The organism is Flavobacterium sp. HBTb2-11-1, from assembly GCF_009826975.1.
Lineage (GTDB): Bacteria > Bacteroidota > Bacteroidia > Flavobacteriales > Flavobacteriaceae > Flavobacterium.
In genome coordinates this window covers 212,862-237,126 of the sequence record NZ_WUMO01000003.1, presented here as the reverse complement: position 1 = coordinate 237,126, position 24,265 = coordinate 212,862, and the positions used below count along the sequence as shown (strand labels likewise).

Below are 24,265 nucleotides of genomic sequence, written 5' to 3'. Positions count from 1 at the left end.
TTATCTGCTGATCGCTTCGATTTTTAGAGTCCAAGCTTCTTTCGCAGGAAGATTATTTCTTAAGCTTTCTGGAATAATTACTTTAAATCCGTTTCCTTCTTTTGTCCATTTTAAAGAAGTTTTAGAACCTAACATCGTAATCTTAGTTCCTTTTTTAGGGCTGATTGATTTTACGGTAACTTCAGCAGGAATTTTGTCTTCTCCTTCTTTAGCTAAATAAAAAGCAAATACATTTCCTACTTTATTTTGTGTAAAACAGATGTTTTCTTCTTTGTAAGGTTCGATTGGTTTTGTGTTGTAAATTGCTGTGCTGTTTACTTTCATCCAGTCTCCGTAAGCTTGCAATAAATCGTAAGCGCCTTTATCCCATTCTCCTTCTGGACTTGGAGCAACGTTCAATAATAAGTTTCCACCTTTCGCAACAATATCAATCAATAAGTGAATTCCTTGTCTTCCAGTCATGTAAGTTGCGCCTGGAGAATAAGACCATCCACCGCCTGCAGGGATACAAGATTCCCAAGGATAAGGCAATGTTTTAGCAGGAACACGCCCTTCTGGAGTTAAATAGTTTTGGTTTTTACCGTGAACTGCTCTATCAACCACAATTAATCCTGGCTGTTTCTGACGCGCTTTTACAACCAATTCATCCATTTTCGGATCTTGATCTACTACTCTATGTTTAATGAAACCGTTTTTAGATTCGTTTTCAGTAAATTTCTCATCGTAGTTTTCTTTGATGTTTACTTGGTCTCTTTTTCTAACCCATCCACCATCTAACCATAAGATATCTACTTTACCGTAATTAGAAAGAATTTCTAAGATTTGGTTGTGCGTGAAATCAACATATTTCTGCCATTTTTCTGGATATAAAGCAGGATCGTAGTTTACGTTTCTGTCGAATGGTGGAAAATATGGATCCCAATAGTTTTCGTTATGCCAGTCTGGTTTAGAGAAATAAGCTCCAGTTGAAATGCCTTCTCCTCTAAACGAGTTGAAAATTTCTTTTAAAACATCTGCTTTCGGATTAGTATGAAAAGGAACATCTTTACTCGTAATCTTGTAATCAGAATATTTTGTGTCATACATATTGAATCCGTCATGGTGTTTGGTGGTAAAAACCATGTATTTCATTCCCGCATATTTAGCCGCCTTTGCCCATTTTGCAGGATCAAATTTTACTGGATTAAACGTTTTTCTTAAACCTTCGTAATCTTTAATATAATCATTATAATTAGATGGGTTGCTTCCTTTTTTACGTTCACACCATCCATAATCTTCTGGACAAATAGACCAAGATTCTACAATACCCCACTGGCTGTAAGTTCCCCAGTGCATTAGCAGACCAAATTTTTTGCCTTGCCATTCGTCTAAGTTCTTTAAAACTAACGGATCTGTTTCTGGTACGTATCTTTCATCTTCATATATCGCCTGCGCGAATATCTGAGCTGAAAATAAAAGGGCGATAATGAATATTCCTCTTTTCATCTTTAATCTATTTATTAGGTTTTATTATTCTTTTGTTTTTTGTTTAATAATGCGAATTCAAAGTTTAAACCTTGGACTGGTTCTCAAAACTATGCGTTAGAAACTAGTTTATCTTTTTATGTTTTTGTGCGTTTAAAAATATCAACTTTGTCAAAGTTTAAAACTTTGATAAAGCGTTATAAGTGATTTAATTCACTACAATCTCATCCACAAACAGCCAAGAGCTTTCGCCTTTTGGACTTTTCTTTAGGTTACCGCCAATTACTTTTACAAAACGTGCATTTTGTTTTTGGAAATTGATTTTGAAATCTTTCAATTCGGGAACTGGGTTTACCGCATATGGACGAACTATTTTTCCAACCTGAGTGTAATTTATTCCATCAGTAGAAATCAATACTTTCAGCTGAATTGGAAAATTAACTCCTGCTCCCTGACTTTCTAAAGCTCCTACTGATATTTGCTCGATGCTTTCTACTTTTTCAAGATCGATTACCAATTCCATATCGTTTACCAACCAAGCTTGCCATTGTCCGTCATGGAAATTTTTGCTTCCGCGAATGGTATTTACCATGGTATTGGCATCTCCCTTATAATTATCGTTGTAAGGTGTTAAGTATTTCACTTTTTTCGCAAATCCTTTATGAAAAACAATGGTATCCGTAAATGTTTTTCCAACTGGTTTTTCATCCTGAAATAAAGAAGCTTTTAAAAATGTTGTTTCTCTAATTTCAATTGGACTTGTATATTTTATCGCATGATGTTCAATGCTTTGGTTTCCTAAAACATAACGTATATCTGGATTTGGGAATTCATTTTTCAGCTCTACTTTTACTTGTTTGTTTGCTATATCTGCTGTAGAAGAAGCTGTTACCAAATAAGCGCTTTTTGCATAATTTAATCCCTGATAATCGTAACGTTTAAACATTGAAAACAATCTTGATGTAAAATCATTCCAATTGCGTTTTTCTTTTGGACTCCACAATGTTTCTGATAAAGCGGCTAATCTTGGAAAAATCATATATTCAGAATCTTTTGGTCCCGTAATATATTCTGCCCATAAATTGGCTTGCCCACCTAAAACATGTGCTGCTTCCTGCGGCGTCATTGTTGAAACTACAGGATCAAATTTGTAAACCTCACTTAACGGATTATAAGCATCAAAAGCTAAAGGTTCTTCGTTTTGCGGACCTTGATAAAAATTGAAATAACAAGGTGTTTCAGGTGTCATAATCACATCATGACCTTGATCTGCCGCTTCAATTCCGCCTTTCATTCCTCTCCAACTCATTACAGTCGCATCTGGAGCTAAACCGCCTTCTAGAATTTCGTCCCAACCAATAACTTTTTTACCTTTTGAGTTGATATATTTTTCCATACGTTTCACAAAATAGCTTTGCAATTCGTTAACGTCCTTCAAACGCTCGTCTTTAATTCTTTTCTGGCAGTGAGGGCATTTTGTCCAATTGGTTTTAGTCGCTTCATCGCCACCAATATGAATGTATTTTGAAGGAAAAATGGCAATTACTTCATCAATTACATTTTGCAAAAACTCAAATGTAGTTTCTTTTCCTGCACAATAAATATCGGTAATGGGCCAAACTCCGCCCGACGGAACACCAATTCTCTGATTAAAACATGCCAATTCAGGATAAGAAGCAATAGCACTGCTTACGTGTGCCGGCATTTCGATTTCTGGAATTACTTCAATTCCTTTTGTTGCGGCATATTTTACAATTTCTTTTAATTCTTCCTGCGTAAAAAATCCGCCGTACGTTCCTTTTTCATCAGGATTTGTCGTTAATCTTGCATTCCAAGCAACATTTTCCTGATCTACTCTCCAAGCTCCAACTTCTGTAAGTTTTGGATATTTTTTGATTTCAATTCTCCAGCCCTGATCGTCCACTAAATGCATATGCAAAACATTCATTTTATGCGCTGCCAAGCGATCGATTGTAGCTAAAACATAATTTTTATCAAAGAAATGGCGTGAAAAATCCAGCATTAGACCTCTCCATTTAAAACGAGGTTCATCATTAATGGTCAAACTTGGAATCTGCCATTTTGCAGAAGTAATCACAAATTTACTTTCGATAGCTTCTGGAAGCAATTGTCTGATACTTTCTAAAGCGTACAGAAAACCATTATTTCCTTTTGCAGCAATAACAATATTCGTTGGATTTACGTCTAAAACGTAAGCTTCGTTTTTTAAGTTTGGGTCTGTTTTTAATAAAATATAATTACTCGCAGGAGCTTTTGTGGTAATTTCAGGTTTAAATCCTGCCGCTGTTTCAAATTTGGAAGCTAGTGCATTGGCGGCATCTTTCTGAAAATCACCGTTCACCACAAATTTTGTCTCTTTAGTAAATTCAAAAACACCAGTTTTTATCAGCGTTTGAGTCGGTTTCGGAATGATACGAATATCACTTTCTGTGTAAACTTTCTGCGCATGCGAAGATGTTACCAGAGCAAGAAAACCGATAATCAAAAATGACTTTATAATTCTCATAAACTATTATTTTAAAGAAGGTGTGATTTTAAATTGATACTGATATGTTTTGTTTCTCAAAAGGTATTTTTCCATTGGCCAAGCTTGCCAGCTGTCGATTCCGCCGACTCCCATTTGCTTGTAATCGATTTTTAAACTTGTTAAATCTCTTTCTTTCAATTCTTCAGAATGTCTTTGGTCTTTTTGCAATCCGTCGTCTAAATCTTCATTTAAGAAATGTAGGGCTGCAAAAGCAAGCAATCCATCCGATTTAATATTTAATTTTATTGTATCATTTGATAATTCTACCCAGCGAACATCAGTCTTATTTCCGTTTTCCTGTGGACGGATATACGGATAAAACTGTTCTGAAACGGTTTGATTGTAAAGCCCGACTTTTGAACTGTAATTTCTGTCGATATAATTTTCGTGTGGTCCTCTTCCGTAATATGATACATTACTGAAATCTTTAGGTAAAATGATTTCCATGCCAAATCTTGGCAGCATTACGATTTCTTTGGTTTTATCAATAGTCAATTGTTGTTTTACACTCAACTCCCCATTGCTGTTGATATCGTAATCCAATTCTACTTTTGAAGAAACTTGAGGTAAATTGTAGGTTGCTTTTACCAGAATTTTATTGTCTTTCATATTAGTACTTGTCCAGCTTAGCAATGTTGGATTTTCTGTCGCTTGTTTCCATGCCATCAAATAATTTTGAAAATTAGCTCCAAAATCATTGTCATTTGGCGCTCGCCAGAAATTCGGACGTAATTGGTAACCTTCTTTTATGATTGGCTTATTTTCGAAAGTATAGGCACTTATAAATCCTGTTTTCTTGTCGAAAGCAATTTCCATTTTATCACTTTTAAAAACAGTTGCAATTGCCGTTTTAGAAACTGCAATTTTTGAAGCTCCTTCTACTTTTATATCATTTTTCCATTCGCCTTTGTATGCCAATTGCTCTGTGGCAATTTCAAAACCTTTTGGTAAAAATGGTTCATCCGATTTTAAAGTATACGAGATATTGATAAAAGCTTCTTTAAATTCTTTATCCCCTAATTTTATTGGCAAGGTATAAACTTTAGATTGTTCTGGATCGATTGCTAAATAATCGATAGAACCTGAACCTTGAACAACTCCATCTAAAACTAATTTCCAATTTAAAACAACATTGCTTAAATCTTTAAATGAAAACTCATTATAAACCTTAATACTCGCTGTTACTTGATTTTCCCAAGAAGTTAAAATGTTTTGGTACACATTTCGCATTTCAAAAGCATGCGGATTTGGTTTTCTTTCCGGATTAAATACTCCATTATCCAAGAAATTATTATCGCTCGGAACATCTTTTGGCCCCCAATCACCTCCATAACCAAAAACGCGGATTCCGTTTGGTTGTGTTTTATAAACCGACTGGTCGATCATGTCCCAAATAAAACCACCCTGAAAATTTGGATATTTTCTGATAATGTCCCAATAATCTTTGAAGTTACCCATCGAGTTCCCCATTGCATGCGCATATTCACACTGAATGTAAGGCCTCGTCGGATTTGGATTTGCCAAAATATATTCTTCCATTTTGTTAGGAGAACTGTACATTGGGTCAATAATATCCGAATTCCATTCGTATTTTAAATCTTTCCCGTCCCAAGCGCCGGCAGTTGCTCTTTCATACTGAATTGGTCTTGATGCATCACGGTTTTTAATCCATAAATAACCTCTGTAAAAGTTATATCCGTTACCCGCTTCATTACCCATACTCCAGATAATTATCGACGTATGATTTTTGTCACGTTCTACCATGCGTTGCATGCGCTGCAAGTGCGCCAATTCCCAATCTGGCTTATTCCCCAAGGTTTTGGTAATATCGTAACCTATTCCGTGCGATTCTATATTAGCTTCATCTACAACGTAAATTCCGTATTTATCACATAATTCGTAGAAATATTCATCGTTTGGATAATGAGACATTCTCACGGCATTGATATTAAATTCCTTCATCAATTTAATATCTTCTTCCATGCGCTCTCTAGAAATCGTCTGTCCTGTAACAGGATCTGTTTCGTGGCGGTTTACTCCTTTTATGTAAATTGCTTTTCCGTTTACTAAAAGCTGTCCTCCTTTAATTTCTACTTTTCTAAATCCAACATTGTGATTGATCACTTCAGCCACATTGCCTTTTTTGTCCTTTAGAATAAAACTTATTTGATATAAATTCGGAATTTCCGCACTCCACTTCTTTGGATTATTCACAGCAAATTCAAACGTTTGTTTTTCACTTAAAGCGGCAATGACTTTTGAAGCAATAATTTTATCTCCGTCTTTTAACTGTACATCTAAAATGTAATTGTCTTTTGGATTTACATTTGAAAACTGAGTTGAAACTTTTAAACTTCCATTTACATAATTTGCGTCTAAATCTGGGATAATCTCGAAATCGTTCAAATGTGTTTTATTTCTGGCAAGTAGATAAGAATCTCTAGTAATTCCGCTCATTCTCCAGAAATCCTGACATTCTAAATAAGAACCGTCGTTCCATTTCATTACTTTCAGAACGATATCATTCTTACCAATTTTAACAAATTTGCTTATGTTAAATTCAGATGGCAATTTTCCATCTTCACCATAACCTACGTAAACGCCGTTTACCCAAACGGTCAAATTTGATTTTGCAGCACCAATATGCAGTAAAATATCTTTTCCTTCCCAAGATTTATCGATAGTAATTTGTCTTCTATAAACTCCAGTCGGATTATAATCTGTAGGTACAAATGGCGGATTTATTTTAATATATTTCGCAAAATCGTATGTGGTATTAGTATAAATTGGATAACCGTAGCCATTAACATCCCAAGTTGCCGGAATTTTGAAGTTATCCCAGTTTTTATCATCAAATTTAATTGCCTCAAATCCGTTTGGCAAATCTTTCGGACTGTCAACATATTTAAATTTCCATGTTCCGTTTAAGTCCAGATAATTTTTAGATTTCCTGTAATCATTTTGCGTTGCAGCGTTTTCATTTTCAAAAACATAATACGCAGCATGCATCGGTTCTCTATTCTCTTCGTTTATTTTTTCGTTCTGCCAATACGGGAGTTTCTCCTGCGCCTGAACCGAAAATATGGCTATTATTAAGGTTAATATGGATAGTATTTTTTTCATTGGTTGTTTTTTGGTTTCTCTATCTGCTTAATTCATTTAAACACGTAGAGACATAGTTTTTTTTTAAAGCTTAAATAAGGCGTTTCACTTTAAATAAATACACATAGCTATTTGTGAAGAAACTAGTTTCTTTTTAAGTTCTTTTAGTTTTTAAAACACATGAAATTTATGTTTCTATGTGATTAATTTTTTAGTTTGTCAACTTTGTCAAAGTTTAGAACTTTGTCAAAGTTTGAAACTTTGACAAAGTTCTAAACGTGATTATTATTTATCCCAAGACATTTTAAATTTCGCGTCTTCCATTCTATGGCCTTTCACGTCATCGGAAACAGCGTAATTAAATCCTGACCTTAAACTGTAACCTGCATATTCACCGTTTTTGTTCAAAGCAATAAAACCCACTTGCAGATATTCCATGTCTTTGTGGTTTTTATGTTTGTTGTAAATACGTTCTGTGATTTCTTTGCAAGCATCAAAAGGCGATTTTCCCTGACGCATTAATTCGACCACCATTGCGCTTCCAGCAGTTCTGATAACAGCTTCTCCCAAGCCCGTTGCAGCCGCAGCACCCACTTCGTTGTCCAAGAAAAGACCCGCGCCGATTATTGGGGAGTCACCGACGCGTCCGTGCATTTTCCAAGCTGCTCCACTTGTGGTACAGCCGCCAGAAAGATTGCCCTCTTGGTCTAACATTAGCATACTTATGGTGTCGTGGTTTTCGATGTTAATGACTGGCTTATATTTGGAATCTTCCAGCCATTTTTTCCAGTCTCTTTCCGATTCTGGCGTTAGTAAGTTTTCTTCTTTAAAACCTTCAGACAAAGCAAACTGCAATGCACCTTGCCCTGCTAACATTACGTGGGGTGTATTTTGCAACACTCTTTTTGCAACAGAAATTGGATGTTTGATTCCTTGAAGAAAACAAACAGATCCACAATTGCTGTTGTGATCCATGATACAGGCATCAAGAGTCACTTTCCCTTCGCGATCCGGATATCCTCCATAACCAACACTGCGGACATTCGGATCGGCTTCAGGTATTTTCATTCCTGCTTCGATAGCATCCAAAGCTGATTTTCCTTCTTTTAAGTTTTTCCAAGATTCTTTATTCGCAGGCAGACCATGGTTCCATGTCGAAATAATAATTGGTTTGGTCTGCTTTTTTTCTTTTTCTTCTGCTTGTGGTTCATTTTCATGATTGGCCGCAAATCCGCTTACGCCCAAAACAGAACTAATGGCCAAGGTGCCTAAAGTGGTTTTCTTGATAAAATCTCTTCTATTTGACATGTCTTTTGGTTTAAATTCAACTTTCCAAAAACAAAATGTTCTTGATGTTGCTAAATTAATCAGTAATAATTTTTAATCCCACTAAAATCGACTATAACGCCGATTTTACTGCTGCAATCGTTTTTAAATTACTATCTGATAAGGCGTTTCCGTCAAAAAACGAAACTCCCGTTGCGCCATTTTTCTTAGCCAGCAAAATCGCTTCTTTTAATTCTGCATCCGATTTTAATCCCGGAATATAAATTCCTGTATTTACTTTCGTTGGTTTTCCTTCTAAATCGGCTACACCTTGTTTTGTTGCATAACCCACCCAGTCAATTTCTTCATCATAAAAACTATGATAAATCATTGGATATACTTCGTCAATATTCCATTTGTCCCAACGCTGGCGTACCATGTGGTCTGCCATTTCTGGATAAGGAAATACTGCAGCTGTCAATTTTTTATTGTATTTATGAGCAATTTTGTAAGCGTCGTCAACTACTGCTTTTACCGCATTTAATCTGAAATTTTTCCATTCCATATCAATTGCAGTATTGTGGCTTTCTTTTGGATTTTTGTGATGTTCTTTTTCGAATTTGCTTACGCAGGCATCACAATAGCAGAAATCAAATTGTGGCAATTCTACATCTTGAACCAAGTTGTATTTTGGCAGCAAACTGATTGGCAGGAAAATATCTGGGAAACGAATGTAATCTAAATGCACACTTTCAATTCCTTCTACTTTTGCTAAACCTTCAACCAAACCTAAAACGTGGTTTCTAGATGCTTCTTTAGTTGGGCAAAGCCATTGGTAATAATCTACATACGGACGGTTATCAAAACAAGATTTTCCTTCTTTGCTCACCTGATACCAATCTGGATGCTGTAACGCAACGGAATCATTTGGGCGGTTCATAGCCATAATCCAAGCGTGCACTTTTAGTCCTTCTTTTGTTGCAAGCGGAACGAGTCTTGCTAATAGTTTCGGGTCGGTTTGCGTGTTAATTAAAACTTCGTCAATACCGCCATCTTTGTATTTTTTGAATTCTTTCGAATAATCTGCATCCGATTTTTTAGCGTCAGCAGTAGTCCAAACTCCAAAAGTGAATTTTCCGTTTTCTTCTGCTTTAGCATCTTTTTGCCCGCAAGAGAATAAACTTAGCGAAAGCGCAAGAACTACAACTTTTGATAGTTTTTGCAACTTATTCGTTCGTAATAATTTTACCATCTTCTTTAATTATTAAGGTTTTGTTTGAAAAAGGACTCTTTACCAAGATATTAAATCCTGATGAATGATTTTCTAAAACTGGCTTTAAAGTCTTTCCATCCACCACTATATTTTTTTTACTGATGTTTTGCAGTGATTTTGCCCAAGTTTTATTCTTTTCAAAATATCTTTTTTGAGCGCGATACAATGTATACAGTTCCCATTTTACTTTTTCTTCCTGAGGAATTGAAAACTTATCATCGCTTTCTTTTGAAGAAAAATATACATAAGCCCACTTTTCGGGCTCATGCATATTTATCACTCCCATAGGCGACCAAACCCAATTGTATTCTGGGAGAAACTTTCCTTCTTTATCTTTTTTTCGTTCGTATTTTCCGTCAACAATATCATGCTGCCAATTCACTCTAGAAAAATTGACTCTCCAAAATTTATCTTTCGGAACAATATTATCAAAATACGATGTCTTATAAACCGACCACGGAATGGCAATTTCTAATGTCCAGCCTTTATCAGTATCTGAAGCATTATTTAAAGTTCCGTCGATCTTAACAGCCGATTTTAAACCTGTGATATTCCAGTCGTTTAAAACGGTATTTTTTTCTCGGTATGGTTTATTAATGAATAAATCCCAAGCGGTATTCAGCGCATTAATTTCCAATTCATAATAATTGTGCGTATCATTATCTGGATCGATAAAAACCTCAAAATCATTATTGTAGAAAATAATAGTGTCACGCTGTTTTAGATTTGCCCAAACATGAGGCTCTTCCATTTTTGCCAGGATATAGTAGTATTTATCGTCCCAAAGCATTTTGACTTGAGTCTTGTATTTTGGAGTTTCAACACCTTCTATGTCGACAAAAGGCGTTGTCCAAGATGCTTTTTCCCAAGCTTTGTCTGCTCCGTCTCCGTCAATAACAATTTCGCTTGACGTTTTATAGGCAATATAACTTTTCGGTGTAACCGGTTTTTCAGATTGCGCATAACTCATCAATCCAACAAAAAAAACGGCTAGGGACAATAAATTACTTCTACTATGCATCTTTATATTATAAACTATTATTTTTAGTAAACTCAATTACTTCGCTCAGTTTTCCGAAAGCGATTGCAACGTGAGTATCTGCAGCACCATAATAAACTGCCAATTTATCTTCTTCAATATCGTGTAAAGCCGCACATGGGAAAACTACATTTGGTACATCTCCAACCATTTCATACGTTTCTGCCGGTCCTAAAAGATAAGGTTGCGTTCTGTATTTTACCTGATCTGGTGAATCAACATCTAAAAGCGCTGAACCCATTGCATAACGGAAACCGTTGCAAGTATTGATAACTCCGTGGTAAATCATTAACCATCCTTCGTCAGTTAAAATCGGAATTGGTCCTGCTCCAACTTTTGTACATTGCCAAGCGCTTTGCTCAAAAGGGCTAGGTTTCATAACCAATCTGTGTTCTCCCCAATATTTCATATCCGGGCTGTAGCTAATCCAAATATCTCCAAATGGTGTGTGCCCGTTATCACTTGGACGGCTTAACATTGCATATTTTCCGTTGATTTTTTGTGGAAACAAAACTCCATTTCTGTTAAATGGCAAAAAGGCATTTTCGCATTGGAAAAATTCTTTAAAGTCAAAAGTATAACCAATACCAATTGTTGGTCCGTTGTAACCATTACACCAAGTAATCCAGTAGCGATCTTCGATCCAAACCACACGCGGATCGTATTTATAAGCAGATTCGATCATTTCTGTATTTCCAGACTGCATTACAATTGGTTCATGGTTGATGTCCCAATTGATACCATCTTTACTGAAACCAGCAAAAATATTCATCTGAACTGCTTTATTATCACATCTAAAAACCCCAGCATATCCGTCTCCAAAAGGTACAACTGCACTATTGAATATACTGTTTGATGAAGGAATCGAATATCTGTCGATAATTGGATTCTCCGAATATCTCCACATTACATCTTTACTGTTTTCGGGTCTGTCTTGCCAAGGAATAGTACTCATTTTATTGTTTTTTTTATAAATTATCTGTTTGTTGTTTTTTGTTTATTGTTTTTGTTTTTTACCTTGTTTGTCATTTCGACGAAGGAGAAATCTCCGCAAGAAGCTCCGTCTCGTTTATTCGCCAATCTTTGTAGACTTCCGATGCGTTCACATAGTTGAAACTATGGACTATGTCACAATCTTTGTCACCAATCTTTATCGGGTTTCGTGTGTGATCCTTCGTTCCTCAGGATGACAAACGTTATCGTATATCTATGTGTTATAAACTAGTTTCTTTCCATTCCCTTTTCAAGCAAAAGAAAATCTATGTCTCTATGTGTTTAAATTCTTGTCTCAATCCAAGAAATCTTGCTTCTTGCTTCTAAAATCTTTCTCCTCTAAAAATCTACTCTTCAATCTTACGAACTCTATCCAGCCAAGTAAACTTCAATACCGTAGTCGTCACTAAGAATACCGCTAAAGCCACTAATGCTTTTGGATAATCTCTAATGATAAAGTAAATCGGAAGCAGAATCATACTTGACTGCCAGATAATACCAATTACACAATTCATCATATCTAAATAGAAATCATTATTTTTTTGGAAAGATTGATCTTCCGCTTTTAATTGTTTGTAAACCGGATTCCAGAATCCCCATGGTCTAACGTTGCTGTAGAACGATTTTAAAACCTCCATATCGGTTGGCTTGCTTAGATAAGTTCCTAAAAGACAGCCTAAAATTGACATTCCGAAAATTAATGGGAATAAGTAAATCGATGGCACTTGTGAAAGATCATGCAAGAATGTTCCAGCTGTTAAATTTGCTTTATTCTGATCTAAAATAAATTGAAGAGAAGCTGCAATTAATCCGCCGACCATTCCCCAGAAATAACCCCATCCGTTAAAACGCCACCAAATCCATTTTAAGAAGTTTGCGGCAACGTAACCTCCGTACAAAGCACTTGTTATCCAAAGTGTTAAGGAGTTGATAGAATCTGCAAAGAATCCCATGAAAACTCCAAGACCAACAACAAGGAAAGAAGAAATCTGACTTACTTTGATATAGTGTTTGTTTGACGCAACTGGTTTGAAGTATTTTTTATAAATATCATTTACGATATAAGCTGGCCCTGCATTTACGAAAGCAGAGAATCCAGACATGAACGCCGCTAATAAACCTGCTAAAAGAATTCCTTTAATACCAACTGGAATATAAAGATTGACCACTTTTGGCATCAACAATTCTAAATCTGCTCCTGTAAGATTTACGTTTGCATTTAATTCTGGCGCTAAATTTACTAAAGCAATCACTACAATTCCCGTAATTAATAAATATCTAGGAATGAATAAAATCAAGTTAGTGAAACCACTCATATAAGCTGCTTCTTTTACAGATTTTGTAGAAAGCACACGCTGTAAATCGTAACTTGGAGTTGGTCCAGCCACACTCGCAAAGAATCCTTTAAACAAAGTCATTCCGATGAAAGCGCCAAACATTTTGTAACCTTCAGTATCAATTAATCTATTGAAAGTTTCGAATTTATCGCTCCATTGGGTTTCAAATTCCCATCCGAAGAAAACATTCTTCCATTCTGGCGTAATAACTGAATTGATCTGAATATCAGTATAATTAATGAATGCATAACCAGCGATTAAAACTCCGGCAACAATCATAATTAAATATTGCACAACTTCTGTTGCCACAACAGAAAACATTCCGCCTTTAACGGTATAAATTGTCGTTAAGAAAATGATTAACAACGCATAAGCTTGTTCTGAAGTCAAGAAAACGCCATCGTTCATATGAACCGTTAAATCCCAAGGAAGAATGATCGTTACAAATTTTCCGATTCCGACGAAGAAATAAGCGATGAAACCAATGGTAGAAATAATCGCAAAAATCGCTACAATAATATGCGAAGCTTTTCCAGCCTGATCGCTTCCAAAACGAGTTAAAATCCATTCAGAACCTGTCATTACTTTTGATCTTCTAATCCAAATAGCGAGGAACATCATGACAAAAATCTGATTCCATATTGGCCAAAGCCACATAAACATGAAACTTTTTACACCATATAAAAACAAAACTCCAATCATCCAGGATGTTCCGGAAACATCAAACATTCCTGAGCCATTGCTCAATCCTAAAAAATACCATTTGATTGATTTCCCGCCAAGGAAATAATCGTCAAGACCTTTTGATGCTTTTCTTGAAATCCAGATTCCAATACCGACCGAGAGTACGATATAGATTAAAATGATTGATACGTCTATTATGTTCATTAAATTATTTATTTTGAATTAGTTAGTTTAGACCCCAGTTTTGGTTTGGCTGTGCTCCCATTACAAAATGAAGCACACCGCCTTTTAGCATTTCCTGATGAGAAATGGCTGTTTTATTAAATGCTTTTCCGTTTAAAGTAGCAGATTGGATATAGAAATTTTTGTCTGAAACATTCTCTGCTTCAATTACAAAAGTTTTTCCGTTTGGAAGATTTAAAGTTGATTTTTCGAAAATCGGACTTCCAATTTCGTATTCACCAGAAGCTGGATTCATTGGATATAATCCCATTGAACTAAATACATACCAAGCTGACATTTGACCGCAGTCCTCATTTCCGCTCAAACCGTTTGCTGTTGTATTGTATTGTGTATCCAAAATATGACGCACCCAATATTGGGTTCTCCAAGGCTGACCCGCATGATTAAACATATAAGCAATATGGTGGCTTGGCTCGTTTCCGTGCGCGTATTGTCCGATGAGACCAGAAATATCTGCCGAAACGTTGTTTCCTGTAATCTCTGAACTTTCTGTAAATAACTGCTCTAATCGTTTTGTGAAAGCGGCATTCCCGCCATGCAGTTTAATAAACTCATCAACATTATGAGGCACAAACCAGCTATGCTGCCAAGCGTTTCCTTCTGTATAATCGGTGTGTTCTCTGTGATTGGAGTGTTTTGGATCGAAAGGTTCGTTCCAAGATTTTCCATCTTCCGATTTTCCTCTCATGAAACCAGATTTCGAATCGAATAAATATACGTAAGCTTTTGAACGTTTTGAGAAAAACTCATAATCAGCTTGTTTTCCTAAAGCTTTCGCCATTTGTGCCACGCACCAATCATCATAAGCATATTCTAAAGTGATGGTAACCGACTCGTCTAGTAAATTATAGGGAATATATCCATATTTTTTATAAAAATTCAATCCGCGTTCGTCTTGCATCATCGTTGCTTTCATCGCCTCAAAAGCTTTTTCAGCATCAAAACCTTTAATGCCTTTTAAATAAGCATCTGCAATAACTGGAATCGAATGATATCCTGTCATTGTGTTGGTTTCATTGGCGTATAAAGTCCAAACTGGAAGTATTTTTTTAGTTTCATAATAGGCTAACATTGAATTAACGATATCTGAAACTTTTGTTGGCTCTAATATGGTCAGCAATGGGTTTTCTGCTCTAAAGGTATCCCAAAGCGATAATGTGGAATATGCTGTATAATCTTTCGCAGTAATAATTTTATCGTCTTCTCTTCTAAACTGGCCGTTTTTATCGCTGTACGTTACAGGAGCAACTTGAGCGTGATATAAAGCAGTGTAGAAAATTGTTTTTAGAGAATCAATTGGAGTTTCAACTGTAATTTTACTTAAAGCTTTATTCCATTCTAAAGTGGCATCCGATTTTGCTTTTTCAAAATTCTGACTTTCAGCATCTAAATTACCTTTTGCATTTTCAACACTCACAGAAGAAAGTGCCACTTTTACGCCTAATTCATTTGAGTTTTTAGAATCGAAAAACAATTGTAAGGCGGTATTTTCTCCTTCAGCATTTTGACCAGAAACCACTTTTTTATCAGCAGTAATGATAGATTCTGTAATTGGCTTAGAAAACTTCGCCACAAAAAATACTTTCTGATTTTTTGCCCAACCTGTACTATAACGGTATCCGCTGATAGTATTGGCATCTTCAATTTTAATAGAAGTTTTTACCGCTTTATCCCAGTTAATGGCAAAACCTAAATCGACAACAACAGATTGTGTGTCGTTATTATTATAGGTATATTTATGGTATGCGGTTCTTTGCGTAGAAGTTAGTTCTACATTGATTTTAGGATCTTCAAGAAAAACTTGGTAATAACCCGGTATTGCTTTTTCGTGTACATGATTGTATTTTGATTTATACGGAAAGAAATCGCGTGAAGCGGCTTTGGCGGTTAAGTCTAACTTTTTGTTTGTCGGCATAAATAAAATATCTGCCAAATCACCGATTCCTGTTCCGCTTAAGTGTAAATGACTAAATCCAGAAACTATCGAGTCAGAATAATGATAGCCTGAGCACCAGTCCCAGGTAGAAATTCCATTATCTGGACTCACTTGCAGCATCCCAAACGGAACTGTCGCACCTGGATATGTGTGTCCGTGGCCTCCAGTACCTATAAAAGGATCTACATAATTTGCTGCAAAACTTTTGTGATGCGTATTTTTATCTACATTTATTTTGCAACTTGCAGTAAAAATTACCGTTAAAGAAAGCAGAGTAATTTTCCTCATATCAAAACAATATTAATTTAACTTTAAATTTAGATAAATTCAATTTTTACCAAAATATTTTTAGACGGACGACATTTAAACAGCCCTAAACATCAAAAAATAGTAACAAACGACATTTTTTTCTACGATTATGATTTTCAACTCCAACAAACCTTATAGTTTACCTATACGCTATCATGTTTACTTTTGGCTGACGTATTTTGTGTTTAACACATTCCGATGGGGAAGTTATTTTAACGATTATGTTTATTCCTTAAAAACCACTTTGCTTGGATTTCCTATTCACATGGCATTGTGTTATTTGAATATTTTGGTTTTAATGCCTCATTTGGTTTACAAAAAAAAATACTTCCTATATATAGTAACTGTATTGTCGGCAATTTTTGTGATGGTCGTCCTAAAATTTAATCTAACATATTTACTGATCACACACGATGTTTGGCCCGAAGGTCCGCAAACCATTAACACGCTAACGCTCAATTATACTATCGATATGATGATGGGCGAATTGTACGTAATGACGTTTGTGACGGCGATTAAAATCACTTTGGATTTCTTGAAAGAGCAAAGACGCGTAACCGATCTCGAGAAATCTCAACTGGAAACCGAATTATTGTTTTTGAAGTCACAGATTTCGCCGCATTTTTTCTTCAATACCTTAAATAATATTTATTCTCTTTCTGTAGAAAAATCAAATAAAACGCCTAAAATAGTTTTAAAACTTTCTGAACTAATGCGCTATATGCTTTATGAAACAAAAGGCAAAAAGCAGACTTTGGAAAATGAAATTATGTGCATCCAGAATTATCTGGATTTGGAAAGAATTAGAAACGGAGAACGTTTAGAAGTTGATATGTCCATTTCTGGAGATATTCACGATAAAGAAATTTCTCCCGTATTACTTTTGACTTTCGTCGAAAATGCCTTCAAACACGGTGTCAATAAAAACACGGGTAATGTTCTCATTGATATCAGGTTTAAGGTAAAAGGCGATTATTTATATTTCACCATTTCAAACCCAATGCCCGAATTTACCGTACATAAAGATAATTTTAACAAGGCAAGTGGCATAGGTATTGAAAACGTAAAAAAAAGACTTGAATTAGGATATAATAAAAATGACTATAAGCTTTCATTTAAAAATAAAAAGAATATTTTTGTCGTTAAACTAGTTATAAAAGTCACTTAAGCCCCAACTTTTATCGGTTTAGAAAACTATACCTACAAAAAACCAAATATCGGCCTAAAATACCATTTAGAAATGAAAATAAAGTGTTTAATTATCGATGATGAGCCATTGGCAATAAACGTTATTAAAAATTATATTGAACAGATTGAGGATTTAGAATTAGTAAACACTTTCAGTAATTCTATTGAAGGATTAAATTTCTTAAAAAACAATACTATAGATGTAATTTTTCTGGACATAAATATGCCTGTTTTAGACGGTATTAATTTCATTAAAAGTCTAGAAAACCCTCCTTTGCTTATTATCACAAGTGCCTACGACCAATTTGCAATTGAAACTTACGAGCTTGATGTTTTGGACTATTTGGTTAAACCAATTGAATTTCCACGTTTGATGAAAGCGGTAAATAAAATCAACAAACGCCTTAACAATACCAGTAAAATTCCTCAAGAAAACAGCAAAGAGAATCCTTTTATTTTTGTGAAAATCGACAAGAAAAAAATGAAGAAGATTTTCTTGAACGAAATATTAGTTATCGAAAGCCTAAAAGATTACTTAAAAATAAGCACTACTTCAGGAAAGTTTATAATACACAGCACTTTATCTGATTTCACAAGTTTACTTCCCGAAAGAGATTTCATTAGAATACACAGATCATACACCATTGCCATTGATAAAATTGACGCTGTAGAAGGAAACAGCATCGAAATTGAAGGGTTAAGATATGTTATAGGAAGATCTTACATAGACGAAGTAAAGCAAAAAATCCTAAACTCTTCTATCTAAAGGTTAACCGCAAAGCACACAAAGATTTTACGCAAAGTTCGCAAAGTTTTTTTTTCTTAATTTAAAAGAGAAAATAAAAAAGTTCGCAAAGCTTAATGATTAAGCTTTGCGAACTTTTTTATTCTCAAAATATATACGCTTGAATAAATATTCTTAGCGAACTTTGCGTATTCTTTGCGCTCTTTGCGGTAAAAAAAACTTCGCGGTAAAAAAACGAAAATGCGGCCAACCACGACCGCATTTTCTCTCAATTATAGGTAACTAACCAAAATAAACCATGAAATAGTCTATTATCTTCATTGCTGCAAAAAGCACTTAGAAATGATAACGTTTAAACGCCTCAATAGCCGAATAATCTGCTAGTCCTAAGCTGTGGTATTTTTCTGCAGTCAATCTGTTTCTGTCTTCAACTCGCACCCAAAACTCTCTGCTGTCATCACCTTGAAACATAACGCCGTCTTTTTGAGACTGGTGATAAAAAATAGCATGTCGTTTCTTTAAAACCTGATCAGGACTCATTGGTACTGCCATGTCAATTTGGTACGATTCCCATTCATGCCAAGCGCCTCTATAAAGCCAAACCCAGCAATCGTTCATAAAGTCTTTGTGTTTTAATCTTTTCAAAGCTTCAAACAAACTGTCTAAACACACTTTATGAGTTCCATGCGGATCTGCTAAATCTCCTGCGGCATAAATTTGATGCGGTTTTAATCTTTCTATAATATCAGACATAATATCGATATCTGCATCTGAAAGATTATTCTTTTTAACCGTTCCCGTTTCGTAAAACGGAAGATCTAAAAAGTGTACATTCGAATCTGGCAAACCTAAATAGCGAGTTGCTCCGAAAGATTCACTTCTTCTAATTAATCCTTTTAATTTTCTTACTTCTAATGAATCGATCTCATTTCCAGTTCTATTCTGAAGAAATTCGATTATTTTATCAGACATTCTAGAATCTGGATGCAATGCTTTCGAAATTTCAGCAAACTTCAACGCTTCTTCATTAGAAACGGCAATATTTCCAGAGGTTTGATATGCGACATGAACTTCATGTCCCTGCTCTATCAAACGGTCAAAAGTTCCTCCCATCGAAATCACATCGTCATCAGGATGCGGACTGAAAATGATTACTCTTTTCTTTTCCGGCACAGAACGTTCTGGTCTATACGTATCATCAGCATTTGGTTTTCCGCCTGGCCAACCTGTGATGGTTTGCTGCATTTTATTAAACATCTTAATGTTCAAATCGTATGCAGTTCCTTCTTCCGTTAAAAGACTTGACATCCCATTGTCGTTATAATCTTTATCGGTCAGTTTCAAAAACGGCTTTTTAGTCAACTCACTTAACCAAGCCACCGCTTTTAATTTTAATTCATCTGTCCAAACACAAGACTTTACTAGCCAAGGCGTTTTAACTCTTGTCAATTCAGATGAAGCTTCCGTATCCAAAACAAATGTTGTGTTGTGATGCTCTTGTAAATACGTAGCCGGTACTTGCGAAGAAATTTCTCCTTCGATTGTTTTTTTTATAATTCCTGCTTTACTAATTCCCCATCCTAGTAAAACAATTCTTTTTGCATTTCTTACAGTTCCAATTCCCATTGTAATGGCTTTTCTAGGAACATTATCTATTCCTAAAAATGAAGAAGCTGCATCAACCCTTGTTATATGATCTAGAGTAATGCTTCTTGTCCCTGAATTTACGTGAGAACCAGGTTCATTAAACCCAATATGTCCCGTTCTTCCTATTCCTAAAAGCTGAAAATCTAATCCTCCGTAAGAGATGATTTTCATCTCATAATCTATACAATATTGCTGCAAATCTTCAGCGCTTACCTGCCCGTCTGGAATATTGATATTTTCTGGATGAATATTGACATGATTAAATAGATGTTCATGCATAAAATGATAATAACTCTGAATATCATTTTTATCCATAGGATAATATTCGTCCAAATTGAAGGTCACGACACCAGCAAAACTAAGTCCTTCCTCTTTGTGCATTCTAACCAGTTCTTCGTAAACTTTGACAGGAGAAGATCCAGTAGCCAAACCTAAAACGCAAGGTTCGTTCAGCTCACTTTTTCTCTGAATTAAATTAGCAATTTCACGAGCAACCAATAAAGAAGCCTCCTGAGACGATTCGAAAATAACGTTATGAATTTTCTCAAAACGAGTCTCCTCAAATTTTCCTGCTTCTCTAAAACCTATATCTTCTTTAATCATGCCGTTATTGCTATTTTAATTAACGCAAGATAAAAGTAGAATTCTCTTATCTGTTATTACCAAAAATTCGACTAATAACGATTGCCGTTCGGCAGAAAACAAAATAGGAATGAAATAGTATGCGGATAAAACAGATTCGCTTTGCGAAAACACGGATAATCGCAGATTTATTTTATTCACTTCTGCAAACGAATTATGTTTTAATATTCCGTAGGAATATCTCGTCGGTAGAAAAAAAATACTGTTTAGCATTGTGTTCCCTAGGAACACCTGATTTCATAGAAATGGACCCCGTTTTATTAATCAAACGTTCCTACGGAACGTATAATCGCAACACAAATCTGGTTCTACCGACGAAACATTCCTATGGAATGAAATGTTTCTGTGAATCTATATTTATTCAACAACTCCAATTTCGGCAATCGAAACAGTTTGCCCTTTTCCGACAGCAGCTGTAGCAACAAATTTCAAAAATCTTGCTTTAACTGCACGAAAATTTATAATTTGTTCAATTGGGTTATGCTTAATATTCGAAAATTCTCCTTCAGATTGTTTGTCCCAATAAAAACTGTCTACACTTGTGTACAATTCATAATTTGAAATCAAATTTAAATTGTTACCAACCTGTTGCGGTGTATAGATAAAACCTTTAATACTAATCAATTCTCCCATATCTATAACAACAGTTTGCGGCAGCTTGTTTTCATCATTTCCAAATCCCCAATCTGTGTCTGGGTTTCCATCAATTATTCGTTCTACAGATTTGCTGTCACCACTCGAAACCGAAGTTACTTTCCATTTTTCTTTAGAAACTCCATATTTTGCCGACTTTATGGCACTATTGATTTTCTCTTTAATATTTCTTGAAATAGCTTTAATTTCTACTTCTTTATTATGTACGAATGGCGCTTTATACAAAGTGCTTTTTTCAGTAGGTGTTTTTCCATCCAAAGTATAATAAACAGCATTTCCTTCTTCCGATTTAATCGTAACCAAACCGTTTTTATCTCTAGAAATCTGCGGTTCTTTTACAAAAGTCGGCGCATTGTACGCTTCGATTGTACTAATTACAAATCCTGCTTTTGCATCCAAAACATTAACCCTAAGTGCAGAAGCAGTAACGCGATCTAAACGCAAAATTCTTTTATAGCCAATAGTAGTTTCATTCGCAATAGTTTTCCACTGTCCATCAACTTTTACTTCAATAGAAAATGCTTTTATGCGCTGACCCAATTTAATATATTCTTGAAGCAAAACTCTATTAATTGGCGTTGGCTTTTCAAACGTAAACTCAACCGTAGCCTCTTTTACTTTATCATCTGTTGCCCAATAGGTATTCTTATTTCCGTCGATAACATTTTGCGGACCAAAATTAGAATCGTTTCCTCGAATGTTTGAAGCTTGAACCTGAGTTCCTGCTAATAATTCTGTTTTGAAATCGGCTTTAATTGTGGCAACCAATTCTTTTAATCTTGCTTCATCATTTTCATGAACCAAACCGCGTCTATCAACTGGAAGGTTTAATAATAAAGTAGCATTTCGTCCAATCGATTCATAATAGATATCCACCATTTCATCAAGCGAACGCACTTTATCATCCTCTACTGAATGATAAAACCATCCTGGTCTTATTGAAACGTCAGCTTCTCCCGGAACCCACTTTTCGCCATCTTCGTGACCAGACATAAACTCTGTATAATGTACTTTTCCTGCCAATTCATCTTTCTGACGCAGTAACGACCAATTGGTTTTTCCTGCTCGCCCTTCTTCATTTCCAATCCATCTTGCTTCAGATGGTCCAACTCCCCACACTAAAGTTTTTGGTGCGATATCGTAAATTAATTTGTACGTTTCATCCCAATTATAATACGTAAGTGTATTGATTTTTCTAGTTTCATTGGCACCGCCATAATAACCATCTCCGCCGTTTGCACCATCAAACCACATTTCGAAAACATCACCATAATTGGTCAATAATTCTTTCAACTGATTTCTGAAATAGGTTATATATTCAGGTTTTCCATATTGCGGATGATTTCGATCCCAAGGCGAAAGGTATAACCCAAATTTTAAATCGTATTCTTTGCAGGCTGCCGCCAATTCTTTTAGCAAATCACCTTTTCCGTTTTCCCAAGGCGAATTCTTTACAGAACGTTCTGTGTAAGCTGAAGGCCATAAACAGAAGCCGTCATGATGTTTGGCAACTAGAATAATTCCTTTCATTCCAGCTTCTTTTACCACACGCGCCCACTGGCGAACATCTAATTGTGACGGATTAAAAAGTTCAGGCGATTCGTCTCCGTAACCCCATTCTTTATTGGTAAATGTATTTAACGAGAAATGTACAAAAGCATAAAATTCCATTTCCTGCCAATCAATTTGCTTTTGCGTCGGAACTGGTCCAAAAGGTTTTGGCGCGTTGGCAAATTCCTGACTTAATGCACTAGAAATTACACCAAAAAGACATAAGGAGAGGAATATTTTTTTCATTGCTGATCTGCTTTAAAATAGTGTATAAAGCATAAATGTAGTATAAATTAAAATCTGTCTCCCAGAATTTCGACCAACAGCAGGTTTTAAACCGTTTTGGTTCTCATTTTAGAAATCGAAATCAAAATAACAGACAAAACCGCAAAAGCAATTAGAACAAAAACTCCATTTATAAGTGCTGTTTCCAATCCTAATTTTGTAACATCAATAAAAGGATAAGGATAAAAATTGGAAATAAAACCATGAAATACGGTATAAATCATGTAAATAATCGGGTATAAAAGCCAAAACCAAATCGTTTTAAAAGAAATTTTTTCTGGACTGACGAAAAAAAGCCAATAAAAGAAAAATAAAATGGGAACAACAACATGAAAGATTTCACTAACTATACTATGATGCCCTTGCAAATCAACAATGGAGCGCAAAAGCAGATTAAACACAATTCCAACAATCAAAATATACACTGTGATTGCAGTAATGGTTGTACACTTTCGAAAAAAAGCATTCATTGCGTTTTTTCCGCCAAACAACAGCATGGCAGTGCAAATGAAAACTATAGAATTTGTTGTGATGGTGAAGAAACTAAAAAAGCGGACTGCCGCGCTAAAAAAATTAAATCCATCACCTTGTAATAATAAATAAAATTGCATGGGCAAGGCATACAATTCGAGGGCAAAAATAATACCCAGCAAAATTTCCCCTTTAATTGTTGTGGTATTTTCTTTTTCCATATTATTCAAAGTCAGCTTACTAAGTTAAGCAATTTTATTCTAAAGATTTACATGACCCTTTTCTGTTTTTCGCTTTCCAAGATAGTTTTTTCAAGCCTTGACAGTTGTGTTTTTTCTTGTTTGGCACTCATAATCCAATGAATCATCACTTTCTTGTATGAAGGAGCTTGTTTCTCAAAAAACTCCCATGCAATTTTGTTGCTTTTAAATTCTTCCTCATAAGATTCCAAAAGCGGAACTGGCTCTTTTTCGTGCGAATAAATCTTAGACTTATTTTCGGTTCTAAAACTAAAAGCTTTCAAGCCCGCATCGGTCATTAATCCAGCTTTAGTCAAATCTTCCATTTTCTGAATATTAATGGCACTCCAAATACTGGAGGATTTTCTCGGGGTAAAACGAATTGTATAACTATCCTTGTCAATAGATTTGCGAACACCATCAATCCAACCAAAACAAAGCGCCTGATCTACAGATTCTGGCCAAGTAATAGATGGTTTTCCACTTGTAACTTTATAAAAACCAACCAAAAGCTCTTTTTCGTTTTGATAGTTTTTCTCAAGCCATTTTCTAAATTCTTGTTGATCTGCGAAGAAAGTTGGAGTCATTTGTTTTTTTTTATAAATGTATAAAGAATCTCGCAAAGTCGCTAAGACGCAAAGTTTATTAA

General features: G+C 35.3%; 15 protein-coding genes. 2 read left to right on the top strand and 13 right to left on the bottom strand.

The features are described from left to right. From GR162_RS08245 to GR162_RS08205, 9 genes are all read right to left on the bottom strand, one after another. Positions 1 to 1,485 carry an alpha-L-fucosidase gene (locus GR162_RS08245; RefSeq protein WP_160781736.1) on the bottom strand — a complete coding sequence of 495 codons (1,485 nt, stop codon included), beginning with the start codon at positions 1,483 to 1,485 and terminating at the stop codon, positions 1 to 3. 187 nt (positions 1,486 to 1,672) lie between these two features. After that, the gene (locus GR162_RS08240; RefSeq protein ID WP_160781735.1) at positions 1,673 to 3,991 is read right to left on the bottom strand and encodes a beta-N-acetylhexosaminidase; all 2,319 of its coding nucleotides are present in this window, start codon (positions 3,989 to 3,991) and stop codon (positions 1,673 to 1,675) included. A 6-nt stretch (positions 3,992 to 3,997) separates the two neighbouring features. Further along, positions 3,998 to 7,135, bottom strand: coding sequence for a glycoside hydrolase family 2 TIM barrel-domain containing protein (locus GR162_RS08235; RefSeq protein ID WP_160781734.1), 3,138 nt, complete (start codon positions 7,133 to 7,135; stop codon positions 3,998 to 4,000). Between the two features lie 264 nt (positions 7,136 to 7,399). Continuing rightward, complete coding sequence (locus GR162_RS08230; RefSeq protein WP_160781733.1) at positions 7,400 to 8,422, bottom strand: isoaspartyl peptidase/L-asparaginase family protein; 1,023 nt, start codon at positions 8,420 to 8,422, stop codon at positions 7,400 to 7,402. A gap of 91 nt (positions 8,423 to 8,513) precedes the next feature. Beyond that, positions 8,514 to 9,632 carry a putative glycoside hydrolase gene (locus GR162_RS08225; protein WP_160781732.1) on the bottom strand — a complete coding sequence of 373 codons (1,119 nt, stop codon included), beginning with the start codon at positions 9,630 to 9,632 and terminating at the stop codon, positions 8,514 to 8,516. Further along, positions 9,607 to 10,674 carry a carbohydrate-binding family 9-like protein gene (locus GR162_RS08220; protein ID WP_160781731.1) on the bottom strand — a complete coding sequence of 356 codons (1,068 nt, stop codon included), beginning with the start codon at positions 10,672 to 10,674 and terminating at the stop codon, positions 9,607 to 9,609. Before GR162_RS08220 ends, GR162_RS08225 begins: the two co-directional genes overlap by 26 nt. A gap of 7 nt (positions 10,675 to 10,681) precedes the next feature. After that, positions 10,682 to 11,647: a glycoside hydrolase family 130 protein gene (locus tag GR162_RS08215; RefSeq protein ID WP_160781730.1), complete on the bottom strand. Its 966-nt coding sequence runs from the start codon at positions 11,645 to 11,647 to the stop codon at positions 10,682 to 10,684. A gap of 385 nt (positions 11,648 to 12,032) precedes the next feature. Then, positions 12,033 to 13,910 (bottom strand): sodium:solute symporter family protein, encoded by a 1,878-nt coding sequence (locus GR162_RS08210; RefSeq protein WP_160781729.1) that lies wholly within the window; start codon positions 13,908 to 13,910, stop codon positions 12,033 to 12,035. Between the two features lie 22 nt (positions 13,911 to 13,932). After that, positions 13,933 to 16,173, bottom strand: coding sequence for a GH92 family glycosyl hydrolase (locus GR162_RS08205; RefSeq protein ID WP_160781728.1), 2,241 nt, complete (start codon positions 16,171 to 16,173; stop codon positions 13,933 to 13,935). A 130-nt stretch (positions 16,174 to 16,303) separates the two neighbouring features. On the opposite strand from GR162_RS08205, the gene GR162_RS08200 reads away from it, so the two are divergent. Both GR162_RS08200 and GR162_RS08195 read left to right on the top strand, forming a co-directional pair. Next, on the top strand, positions 16,304 to 17,362 hold the full coding sequence (locus GR162_RS08200) for a sensor histidine kinase (RefSeq protein ID WP_160781727.1): 1,059 nt from the start codon (positions 16,304 to 16,306) through the stop codon (positions 17,360 to 17,362). A 72-nt stretch (positions 17,363 to 17,434) separates the two neighbouring features. After that, entirely contained in the window at positions 17,435 to 18,148 is a 714-nt protein-coding gene (locus tag GR162_RS08195; RefSeq protein WP_008467437.1) for a LytTR family DNA-binding domain-containing protein, read from the top strand. A gap of 315 nt (positions 18,149 to 18,463) precedes the next feature. Here GR162_RS08195 and nagB read toward each other — a convergent pair whose 3' ends face one another. The 4 genes from nagB to GR162_RS08175 all read right to left on the bottom strand — a co-directional run bounded on the left by nagB (position 18,464) and on the right by GR162_RS08175 (position 24,203). Beyond that, positions 18,464 to 20,377 (bottom strand): glucosamine-6-phosphate deaminase, encoded by a 1,914-nt coding sequence (gene nagB / locus GR162_RS08190; RefSeq protein WP_160781726.1) that lies wholly within the window; start codon positions 20,375 to 20,377, stop codon positions 18,464 to 18,466. A 396-nt stretch (positions 20,378 to 20,773) separates the two neighbouring features. Further along, a complete protein-coding gene (locus GR162_RS08185; protein ID WP_160781725.1) occupies positions 20,774 to 22,867 on the bottom strand; it encodes an alpha-L-fucosidase in 2,094 nt (697 codons plus the stop codon). Between the two features lie 86 nt (positions 22,868 to 22,953). Beyond that, positions 22,954 to 23,598 (bottom strand): Pr6Pr family membrane protein, encoded by a 645-nt coding sequence (locus GR162_RS08180; protein ID WP_160781724.1) that lies wholly within the window; start codon positions 23,596 to 23,598, stop codon positions 22,954 to 22,956. A 47-nt stretch (positions 23,599 to 23,645) separates the two neighbouring features. Next, entirely contained in the window at positions 23,646 to 24,203 is a 558-nt protein-coding gene (locus GR162_RS08175; protein ID WP_160781723.1) for a YdeI family protein, read from the bottom strand. Positions 24,204 to 24,265: the final 62 nt, after the last annotated feature.